This is a genomic window from Collinsella aerofaciens, from assembly GCF_015556945.1.
In the GTDB taxonomy this organism is placed as follows: Bacteria; Actinomycetota; Coriobacteriia; order Coriobacteriales; family Coriobacteriaceae; genus Collinsella; species Collinsella aerofaciens_AO.
In genome coordinates, this window is sequence record NZ_JADNNH010000040.1 from 1 (window position 1) to 11,208 (window position 11,208).

The 11,208-nt window shown below is 56.2% G+C and carries 9 protein-coding genes; all 9 read right to left on the bottom strand.

The genetic code is table 11. The features are described from left to right. Positions 1 to 216: 216 nt before the first annotated feature. Positions 217 to 807 (bottom strand): ribosome biogenesis GTP-binding protein YihA/YsxC, encoded by a 591-nt coding sequence (yihA, locus tag I2F59_RS09355; RefSeq protein WP_055252447.1) that lies wholly within the window; start codon positions 805 to 807, stop codon positions 217 to 219. A gap of 38 nt (positions 808 to 845) precedes the next feature. Beyond that, entirely contained in the window at positions 846 to 1,586 is a 741-nt protein-coding gene (mtnN, locus tag I2F59_RS09360; protein WP_055285410.1) for a 5'-methylthioadenosine/S-adenosylhomocysteine nucleosidase, read from the bottom strand. Between the two features lie 78 nt (positions 1,587 to 1,664). Then, entirely contained in the window at positions 1,665 to 2,783 is a 1,119-nt protein-coding gene (locus I2F59_RS09365; RefSeq protein ID WP_195503964.1) for a serine hydrolase, read from the bottom strand. Positions 2,784 to 3,045: 262 nt separating this feature from the next. Further along, positions 3,046 to 3,864, bottom strand: a complete 819-nt coding sequence (gene pflA, locus I2F59_RS09370) for a pyruvate formate-lyase-activating protein (protein ID WP_195503965.1) — start codon at positions 3,862 to 3,864, stop codon at positions 3,046 to 3,048. A gap of 186 nt (positions 3,865 to 4,050) precedes the next feature. After that, positions 4,051 to 4,905, bottom strand: coding sequence for a DegV family protein (locus tag I2F59_RS09375; RefSeq protein ID WP_195503966.1), 855 nt, complete (start codon positions 4,903 to 4,905; stop codon positions 4,051 to 4,053). A 277-nt stretch (positions 4,906 to 5,182) separates the two neighbouring features. Continuing rightward, a complete protein-coding gene (locus I2F59_RS09380) occupies positions 5,183 to 6,625 on the bottom strand; it encodes a glycoside hydrolase family 32 protein (RefSeq protein ID WP_229065433.1) in 1,443 nt (480 codons plus the stop codon). Positions 6,626 to 6,726: 101 nt separating this feature from the next. Then, positions 6,727 to 8,178, bottom strand: coding sequence for a PTS transporter subunit EIIC (locus tag I2F59_RS09385; protein ID WP_195503968.1), 1,452 nt, complete (start codon positions 8,176 to 8,178; stop codon positions 6,727 to 6,729). Between the two features lie 45 nt (positions 8,179 to 8,223). Then, positions 8,224 to 9,606 carry a family 43 glycosylhydrolase gene (locus I2F59_RS09390; RefSeq protein ID WP_117743236.1) on the bottom strand — a complete coding sequence of 461 codons (1,383 nt, stop codon included), beginning with the start codon at positions 9,604 to 9,606 and terminating at the stop codon, positions 8,224 to 8,226. 184 nt (positions 9,607 to 9,790) lie between these two features. Continuing rightward, on the bottom strand, positions 9,791 to 10,801 hold the full coding sequence (locus I2F59_RS09395) for a LacI family DNA-binding transcriptional regulator (RefSeq protein WP_229055725.1): 1,011 nt from the start codon (positions 10,799 to 10,801) through the stop codon (positions 9,791 to 9,793). Between the last annotated feature and the right edge of the window lie 407 nt (positions 10,802 to 11,208).

Sequence of the window (11,208 nt, forward strand, 5' to 3'; positions counted from 1 at the left end):
CCGCATCTGATGGTGTCGACGTCAATGGTATACGGGTGCACCATCGACGTCTTCAATACAGAAGATATCAGTGCGGAATGTTTTTAAGGGGATGCCCCTGGGTGGCCCTATGGTAACGTCACTGGCGATGTCTACAGGGACCCACGCTTTAAAGGGGCGCCGGGCTGAAATTATGGCCTTTTATTGATAGGGGCTCTTGCTAGACTGGAGCCCTTACTAGAGGCAGGCCTCGGCGATGCGGCGCTTGAGTTCATCGATGCCGGTGCCGGTCTGGGAGCTTGTGATGATTACGTTTTCGGCCGGGACGTTGAGCTGCTTTTTGATGGCTGCTGCCTGGCGGGCCTGCTGGGTGCGGCTGAGCTTGTCGGCCTTGGTGAGGCAGACGATAAAGTTGAACTCGTTGCCCTGCAGGTAGTCGATCATGTCATGGTCGAGTTTACTGGGGTCGTGGCGAATGTCCACCAGCGACACAACCAGGTTAAAGCTGCGCTCGGAGTCAAAAAAGTCGCCGATAAGCTCGGCCCAACGGTCGCGCTCGGCCTTGGAGCGACGCGCGAAACCGTAGCCCGGCAGGTCCACAAAGTGCACATCGTCGGCCTCGAAGAAATTGATATTGCTCGTCTTGCCCGGCGTGCTCGAAACCTTGACCAGGTTCTTGCGGCCAAATAGCTTGTTCATGATGGAGGACTTGCCCACGTTGGAGCGGCCGACGAAGCTCACCTCAGGGCAGGTGGACTCGGGAATCTGCGAAACCTTGCCGTAGCTGGCAACGAACTTGGCAAGCTGATAGTTAATGGAATCGGCCATGGACACTCCTTGGTCGTAGGTTCTTACAAATAGACGCGCTATTGCGCAGCGGCAATGCGGCGGACGATATCGAGCGTGATGTCACTTGCGACACGCGCGTACTCGAACAGATCGAACTCGCGCTCGCAAATTGCATCGTACGCCTCGTCACAATTATCGCTGATAGCGCGCAACACCAGGCAATCGACACCATTTTTGGTTGCGACATGGGCAATTGCCGCGCCCTCCATGCCGACACAATCGGCATGCGTCGCCTCGATAGCGTCGTTGCGCATGGTGGCGCCCGTCACAAAGCGGTTACCCGTGGCAATCGTGCCGACCAGGAACTGCTTGGTGCCCTCATTCGAAGCGACTGCATTTGTCGAAGCGTCAACAAACCCACGCTCAGCAAGCACGTCGGCGGCAATATCGACCAGCGCGGGCGTCGAGCCAAACTCCTCGAGCCCCGGTGCGGACTCGGCGATAAGCGCGGTATCGGTATCCAGATAGCGTAGGCGTTTGCCAATGACCACGTCGTCGATATGGAGCTTGGGGTTCAAACCGCCCGCAATGCCCGAAAACACAACAGCCTGCGGAGCATACTTGCTAATGAGGTGCTGTGTTGCAGCGGCGGCGTTCACCGTGCCCATGCCCGCCGTTGTGGCGACAACTGTCAGGCCGTCGAGCTCACCGCTCACAACGGTCAAGCCTGCCTCCCGTGCCTCGCAAACGTCGCTCAGCTCTTCCTTAATCTGCATGATCTCTTTTTCGAGCGCACCGATAATCGCAATGGTAGCCATGCCATTCCCCAAACCTATTCGAAATTCTCAACCACGGTATGGTACCAGCATTTTGTTTGACCTCGTCAAACGAACACGCTAAGCCAGTGCAGCTCGCGTATCAAACAGAGCCTTTGCAATCGCGGCCGTAACCTCGCTCGAGCGGTCGCTCCACGGCATCGATGTCATGATACCCATGACATAGGTACAGCCATCGATGTCGATAAGGCCCGCATCGCATGTCGAGTAGTAACCATCCTCGCTAATCCAGCCTGCCTTGTTGCGCACCAAAACCTGCTCGTCCGCAATGCCATCGCGAATAAACGAGCGCGATGTTGATGCCAGAAGGCCCGACAACCACTGTGAAGTCTCGGTATCCATGCTCAGATACTCGCTCATCTCACGCCATAACCTCGCAGAAGTGCGCGGGCAGTAGGTCGGAAAATCACTCATCGGATTCAGTGCCGTTTCGTCATCAACACCCAGATTGGCAATCCAATCCTCATAGCCATCATGGTCAAACGCCGCGCGTAACGCGATAAACGAATCGTTGTCTGAGTTGACGACGGCATTCTCGATAAGGTTGCGCACCGTCTGCCAGCCCATGCTGTAACCACCATACGTGGCTAAAGGCCCATCGAGCGACACCTGCCCCGATTCGACCAACGTCTCGCAAATATAGAGCGCATACAGCGCTTTGTAGCTGCTCGCTCCATGCACCTCGACATCAGCGTTATACGTCACGCCCCTACCGCTCGATAGGTCGTAGAACACTACACCCACATCGCCCAGCTCCTGCGCCCGACACAGGGCATCCTGGAGCAAGGCAAGGCTCTCATCCTCCAAGGCAGGAGTCTTGTTATCCACCAACGAGAAGGTCCGAACGGTATCACCCGAAGGGATATCGTTGAAGTCCGCCTTCGAAAGTCTCGTCTTGAGATCTGCCGTCGACAGAGCTTGATCTGCCGACGCTTTGGACTTTGAAACCTTCTCGTTTTGCAGCTGTACCGTTGACGCATCTGGGCGCCCCGTTCGCTCCGAGGCGTAGGTTTTAACGGTAATTCCGAGGATAATAACCGCCGACGTTAGCATCCCAATGGCGGCAATCTTCCTCACGCGGATGCGAGCGCCGGCAAGGCCACGCGAAGACGTGCCCTTCGTCTTATATCTGCTGCCATGCTGCGGCACATACTCGTCCCGCGATGCGATGTTTCGCACGTGGTCTCCTGACTGCCACCGTTTATATACGAGCAGCATGATACCGAGCAGGCATTTCTTTCCAAAGATATTCAGCAGCGTTTAAGGTGTCTTTAAAGAAACCACAAGCGTATTTATCCAAATGGCACGATTCTGTTGCGCATCTCACCGCAACCTTGACCAGTCTTTTTGGGACGGGGCTCTTTGGCAATCAACTTGGTGCCCAGGGGCGCTCATTTAAGTCTGTCCCCAATGAGTGCCCTTGGGGAGCGAAAATGGCTCGCTAGCCTATGGCGTTTTTGAGTTCCGCGCGGCGCTTTTTCATGCCCGTCATGACGGCGTTGCGCAGCTCGGGCATGCGCGCGGTATCCATCTGGGGCACGCCCTCGAGCTTATAGGGAATGCCCAGTTGCTCGTACTTGACGACACCCATCGTATGATACGGCAGCATCTCTAAACCCACCACGTTGTGCCATGGAGCGATGAGGCGACCGAGCTTCTCGCACTCCTCCACCGTATCGGTGATACCCGGCACCACCACGTGGCGAATAACAACCTTAATCTTGCGACGTGCCAGCTCATCGCCAAACGCCAGAATGCGTGCGGGATCGCAACCGGTCAGCTTTTTATGCTCGGCCGGATCGGCATGCTTAATATCGAGCAGTACCATGTCGGTCTCGTTGAGCACGGCATCGAACTTCTCGGGGTGGTTGGGGTCAAATGCATAGCCACAGCTATCTAGGCAGGTATGTACACGGCCATCGGGGTTGTTATGCATAGCACGAAACAGATCGGCCAAAAACTCGGGCTGCAGGAGCGGCTCGCCGCCGGACACCGTAATGCCACCGCTGCGATAGAACTCGTGGTTACTCTGGAACTCATCCATCAGGTGTTCGACGGTCACCATGGTGCCGCCGTTGACCGACCAGGTATCGGGATTGTGGCAATACGCGCAGCGCATGGGACAGCCCTGAACAAACACCACAAAGCGGATGCCGGGTCCGTCGACCGTTCCCATCGTCTCGATCGAATGCACGCGGCCAAGGGCAAACGCAGAGTCCTCGGGACGAGCGTCCACACCCTCAAGCGTCATTTCTGCCATTCGCGCTACCTTGCCTCTCATTGGTTTTAGTTACATAAATGCCAGAGCCATTCTAGCCCATACGCATGATGGTGAAACGGTTTAGCGGTCAATTGGGTTGTTCTATTTGGCCCCACACAAAAGCGGCGGGAAGGTTATCACAACCCACCCGCCGCCGAGGCAATAGATATCGATAGACACCAGGCCTTACGCCTTGAGCGTGAGCACCGCGCCGAAGGCGGTCGGGCCGCAATGGCTCGATATGACGCCGCCGACCTGAGTCCAGGTAATGTCCTTAAAGCCCAGGTCGTGCGCATAGACTTCCATGTCGTCGCGCAACTCCTCGGAAAGACCCACCGAATACGCCAGGCCAATATGCGAGTAGTCGATCTCGCCCTTCTCTACCATGTGATCAATAAAGGCACGGGCGCACTTAAGCATAGAACCGCGGAACTTCTTGGTCGCCACGAACTTGCCGCCCGTCACCTCAATGCAGGGCTTAATCTTGAGCAGATGGGCGCCTAGGAACGCGACGTTGGACAAGCGGCCACCTGCCTTAAGGAAGGCAAGGTCGGTAGGAACAAAGCCCAACAGTACGCGGTCCATGACGGAGTTCGTAAATGCAAAGATCTCGTCGACGGTGACATCGGGGTGAGCCTCGATGTATTTGGCGGTCTCGACGACAACGAGCGACTGGCCCACCGAGACAAAGCGTGTGTCCATGGAGAACACGTAGTCGCGCCCCTGGGCCGCAATCTTAGAGGACTGATGCGAACAGGTCGTGGCCTCGGAATATGCAAGATGCAAAATAGTCGCGTCGGGTTGCTCGGCATGGATGCGGTCGTACACATGCGCAAAATCCGCTGGCGAACAGCCACTGGTCTTGGGCATCACGCCAAACTCGTTACAGCGCGAGTAAATCTCGAGCGGATCAATCGAGCCATCCTCGACGGTCTCGTCGCCAATCGTGACATGCATGGGCACGCGCACGATGCCGTAGCGTTCGCAGAGCTCTGGCGTCACATCCGAACCAGATTCAACCACGATTACGTACTTGCCCATTCTTATCACGACCCATCTCGACGTTGGTTTTTTAATATATGACGCACGTCCACCGTCCTGCTGTAGAACGGCCTCCAAGCGCCAAAGAGACGCCGTCCCTTGCACACAACAAAGGACAGCGTCTCCCTGGAAAACTCCGTGCTTATTTGAGATTCTACACGGTTTATTAAGGAGTGTTACTTATTCCGCAAACGGTCGCTATACGCGATAAGCGGTAGCTGGCCGCGGCAACTGCGACACATTCCGCCCAACAAGTCCAATCGTGCTCCATGCACGGTTAATGAGCGAGGCGGTAGAAATCCATCGACGCCGCACCCTCGGCGTGCAGCTCCATCGCCGGAACCGCCGGCGAATAGGTACGGCTCGTAAGTGCCGCCTCGCCACCGTTGGCAAAAATCTCGACCATCGTAGTGTCCGAAAGCACGCGCAGGTCGCGAAGTTCGCCGAGCTCGATCGACCTCTGGTCGCGTCCATAGCCTTCGTCGCCCATATCGAGGGTAAGCATCCCGTCCGTATAACGCACAAAGACACCCTTGCGGATTTCGAGCTCGATCATCTTGGCTCCCTCACAGGAAACCACGACATCAAACAGGCGTCCCGGCTCCTCAACGGTCTCACCGCCTACAGCACGAACGCAATCGCCGCGCATCCTCTCAATCTCGTGCGCCGGCCACTGGCAGAGCTTGCCGCCGCGCATGCTCAGCTCTCTCGGCACCGTCAGCGCGCACTGCCACCCGCGCGCCACCGTCGGGCTTTCTGTCGTCGCATCGGGGCAACCCGACCATCCAATCATCAAACGCCGACCCGCAGCGTCCTCAAAGGACTGCGGGGCATAGAAATCAAAACCGGCATCAACCATCGGAGGCATGCCCTGGCCGACGATCTTAAAGCTCGGCGCCCCCCAATCGGCCTCGATGGAGAACCACACGCACTGATGCGGATTGCGGTAACGCCAGCCATCGGCGGGCACGCCCTGCGGACAGCAAACGAGAATAAGCTCGCCATCGAGCTCAAACAGATCAGGACACTCCCACATAAAGCCAAACTTCTCGCCCAGCTCAATGCGCGTCGCATAGCCCCAGTCCTCTAGATCACGCGAGGTATAGACAAGCACGCACCCGCGATCGTCTTTCGTACGAGCGCCGAGAACCATGTAGTAGATACCGTCGTGTTCAAGGATCTTGGGGTCGCGCACGTGCGTACCGATATCGTCGGGGTAATCGACCGGCCCAACAGCTATGCGCTTCTCGCCCAATTCGTCGGGATTCTCGGCAACCATATGAATTTGGTTTTGCTCACGGCCCGTCAACACGTAGTCGTAATCATCACGGTCAAAATGCTTAACGTTGCCGGTATAGAAGTAGTGAATCTTGCCATCACGTACAAAGGCAGAACCAGAATACGCTCCACTCGAATCCAAATTGGAATCGGGGAACAGCACGGGGCCGTGATTCTCGTACGTCACAAAATCCTTTGTCGTCAGATGGTTCCAAAGCACTGGACCGCCATGCGCAGCATCGAACGGATCGTATTGATGATAGATGTGATACGTATCACCAATCTGAACCAAACCATTGGGGTCGTTGAGCCAGCCAAGCTCAGGCTCCACATGGAACAAAAGTCTATCGGGGTCGGATGCGATGCGAGCCGCCGTCTCATCCTGTCCGGCACGCCACTGCTCATAGTCCGCGCGTGTCACCTTATTTTTTTGATTAAACATCGCCGTTGACTTTCTCGTCTATGGGAAAGGACGCTCGACTCACACGAGCCGAACGCCCTTCCCCAAATGGACTTATCCGCACATTACGCTGAACGGCTCAACTAGAAGCTAACGTCGAAGCCAGCGCCAGCGCCCTCTTCATCGGTGGTCGGCACGCCCTTTGCCTTGTTGTAGGCAAAGATCAAGACGATCGGCACGATGAAGGCGATGAGATTGCCAGCCACATACCACACGAGCGTCTCGGGCGTGACGATGAGCAGGCCAAGCACGCCGGTCAGACCCTGACCGATGGCGCGCACCTCAAAGAGCTTCACGAAGGCACCGCCGCAGCCTGCACCGATGCAAGCGCAGATGAACGGGATGATCGAGTAGCGCATGTTTGCAGCAAAGATTGCGGGCTCGGAGATACCGACCAGCGTCGGGATAAAGGACGACATGCAGATGTTGCGCTCTTTGGAATGCTTCTTGTGAATGAGGTACATGCCGATGGCGCCGCCGCCCTGGGCGATGATGGAAACCGACCAGATGGCCTGGATGTAGTTGAAGCCAGTCGTGGCAACGAGGTTTGCCTCGATACCCTGGATGAACTGATGCGTACCGGTAACGACAAGCGGCTGCAGGAACGCGGCGAAGACAAAGGCACCAAAGACGCCCATCCTGTTGTACAGGATATCGATTACGCCGGCGAGGACGTCGCCGATCAGGTTGCCGAGCGGGCCGAACACGGTGAACAGGGCGACGTTAGCAAGAATCAGGGTAACGGTCGGGACAAAGACGAACGAAACGACCTCGGGGATGTACTTCTGGGCAATCTTTTCGACCTTGGCCATAAACCAGGCAGTCAGGATTGCAGGGAACACGCCACCCTGGAAAGCAACCATGGGAATGGAGAGCGGACCAAAGTTCCAGTACTCAGCACCCGTCGGGTCCATAACGAACGTGTTGCGGTTCATAAGGCTCGGGTGAACCATGACGATACCGACGAGGATGCCCAGAATCGGGTTACCGCCAAAACGCTTCACCGCGCTGTACATAACCAGGACAGGCAGGTAGTCAAACGTGGTGGCGATAATGGCAAAGAAGCTTGCGAGGTTCTTGAGGAACTCGCTGTGATCGGCAAGGCTGCCCTCCATGCCAAAGAGGCCGTTGGCAACGATCAGCGACTTAAGGCCGATGATGATAGCGGCGCCGACGAAGGCGGGAATGATGGGAATAAAGATGTCCGAGAATACCTTGAGGACCGAGAAGAACTTGCCCTTCTTGTCCGCCTCGGCGCCCTTGACCTCGGAAGCGCTGATCTCCTTAACGCCCGTCAGAGCCATAAACTCATCGTAGACCTTGTTGACGGTACCGGTACCGAAGATGATCATGAGCTGGCCGCTGTTGTACAGCACGCCCTTGACGCCATCGATGTTCTCGAGCTCGGCCTTGTTGTACTTGCTCGTATCCTTGAGCACCAGACGCAGATGCGTAACGCAATGCGTGGCGCCCTCGATGTTCTCCAAACCGCCGACGTTATCGACGACTTGCTGAGACACTACTTTGTAGTCCATGTTCCTCTCCATTCCTTTACGAAATCATAAGACGTTTTGATGCCATTACAGAGACGCGATCGTTGCATTTGCGCACTTGAGCGTACCGTCGGTGACCGTCAGCGCCACACCCTGGCCCTGCTTATTGCAGAAGCGCGCGTTAAGCGCAACATCATCGACAAAGATGGTCGCGATATCGTCGTCAACGACCAGGCGCACATGATGAGTGCCCTCGCCCTTAAAGAACAACGGACGCTCGAGGCCCATGTTGTTGACCTGGAACCACGGATACTGGGGGGCCGCCGTAAACTCGAGCTTGCCCTCACGCAGGTTGGCGCGGAACTCATAGGCAAGACCGGACTCGGCGTCCTCGGCAAGCTTCACCGAGAAGCCGGCAGCGTCACCGGCGAGCTCGATGTCGGCATCGAGCATATAGGTGGAACCGGCATCCGCGGCGAGCACCTGCTCGACCTTGCCCGACTCGCAGGAAAGCTCAAAGGCCTCGACTGCCTTAGCCTCGCCAAAGGCGCCAAGCATGCTGTCGGGGAGCTTGGTGCCGAGCGTTCCGTCAGCACGCTGAACGATCTCGAGAGGCATAAAGGTGCCACCCCACAGGTAAGAGCTGGGGTCACCGCCCTCGTCACGCGTAGGAACCCAACCAAAGAGAACGCGGCGCTCGCCATCAAATGCGGTACGCGCGGCATAGTACGCGCGGCCATCGAAGGAATCGTCCGCAGGAGTGATCCAAGGACCGTTGATAGAGCGAGACATGCGGTAACGGGTCTTGTTGCCATCACTGTACTCGGAGAACACCAGATACCACCAGTCGCCCATCTTAAAGAGATCAGGCATCTCGAACATGGTGTACAGGCCCGGATTCCACCAGTCGCCCTGGAACTCCCAGGTATCCAGGTCCTTGGAGGTGAACTTGACCAGACGACCGGTCATCAGACGCTTGTCCTCGCCCACACGCGTGCCGAGGATGAGCATGTACTCTTCGTTCTCCTCATCCCAAAGCACAAAGGGATCGCGCCAGTTGCGGTCATCGTAACCCTCCTGGGGCGGAAGCAGCGTCTCGGCGATGTTCTTCTCCCACTTGACGGCGTCGTCACTCGTTGCGTGAAGAAGAACCTGCTTCATCAAGCGTGCCTTGACCTTATCGCGATTGCAACCAGTGTAGAGCGCATGGTACTTGTCGCCCACCTTAAACACCGTGCCGGCATAAACATACTGGTCGACTTCCTCGTCGCCGCCACGCTCAAGGCTCTCGCCAAAGTCTTTGTAATTGACGAAGTCCTTGGTCGTAGCGAGTGCCCAGCCAAACGGCTCTCCGAAAGGTCCGGGGTTACGTGTGTCACGCTGGTGATAGAGATAGAACGTGCCGTCCTCGCCGTACGGCATGATGTCGCCTACCCAAATTCCCTCAGGCTGGTAATACACCTTGTGCATCCGAGACTTCCTTTCTCACGAGATACTAACTCGGTACAACTGCAAGATATGTCAATCGTTTTCATATGTCAAACGTTTTCACACCAATACGTCTTTTCGCAGTTCCAGTCGTCGGCAAACGGTTGACATATGCCGGCGAACGGTCATCAGAGGCGTTTGAGGAATTCTTTTGGCACGGGATGAACTACGCGGTTTTACCCTCAATGAGTTCAACGGGGAGCTTGATATTCGATTCGGGCTTTTCGCCGTTAACAAGAGCGACGATGGATTGCGCCGCGAGCTCACCGATGCGATCGATATCTTGGCGTACGGTTGTTAAGTCAGGCATAAACGTCATAGTGCGGCGGGCACCATCCGCGCCCACGACCTTAATATCACCCGGAGCGCTCAAGCCGCGCTGCTTCATCACGTTAAGACAGATAGCCGCCATCGTGTCGTCTCCCGCAAAGATGCCGTCAATATCGGGGTTCTCATCGAGGATCTTCGCAACGACCGCGCTCTTTTCGTCGTCGGGCTTAACGAACTCGACCTCACGGACAAGCGCGGGCAAACCGGCCTGCTCAACAACATCGAGGTAGGCATCGGTACGCTTATTGGCAGGCATGCGCATGCGGCTATTGCTGCGCAGGCACAGGATGCGTGAACATCCGTCATCGATCAGGCGACGCGTGGCAAGTTCGCCGATGCTATAGCTGTCGCTCGCAATCTGAACAGAGGCTTCGCCAAGGTCGCAGTCGATACCAACCAGACTCAAGCCCATCTCGGCATACGCCTCGGCACCGATATTAAGCGAGTTGACGATGACGCCATCAACCATATTGCGTCGAAGCATGTCGATATAAGAGCGCTCAAGCTCGGGTCGATTGGCGCTATTGCACAGCAGCATCTTAAAACCGTTTTCGGCCAGGGTATGCTCAATGACTTGAACCACTTGGGCATGAAACGGACTGCTGACATAGGGGACGATCATACCGATAAGATTCAGGCGACCGTTGAGCATGGCACGGGCGATATCGTTGGGCGTATAGTTGATGCGCTTCATCGCGGCATGGACCTTATCGCGGGTCTCTTGGCTAATATAGCCGCGATTATTAAGCACGCGAGATACCGTAGTAGGCGAAACCCCCGCCACCGCTGCAACTTCCTTGATGCCAGGCTTAGCCGTATCCTTAGAACGAGCACTCTCGCGAGCCATAGCACCCTCCCCCATCAACATGTCATACGTTTACATACGAACAAAGCATACCCCAACAACAGCGGGAAGACGGTAACAGCACAAGTAAGTAAACGACTCATCCAAATAATTAGGAGAGTTCCGCCTAAAGGGTGACTCCAAAGGACCCCCGCCGGGGCTGTTTGGGCTATCTCCCAAAAAATTCCGCAGGACGCAAAGAGGCTCGCCGCACGAAGTGCGCAGCGAGCCTCTTTGCATGTCCGAGGACACCAATTTAATTTAGCGTGGTTCCCTAAAGGACGACAACGCAGGAGACCCGGCAAGGCCGGGAGCACTTTGTCTCGCAAACATTCCGCACTGATATCTTCTGTATTGAAGACGTCGATGGTGCACCCGTATACCATTGACGTCGACACCATCAGATGCGG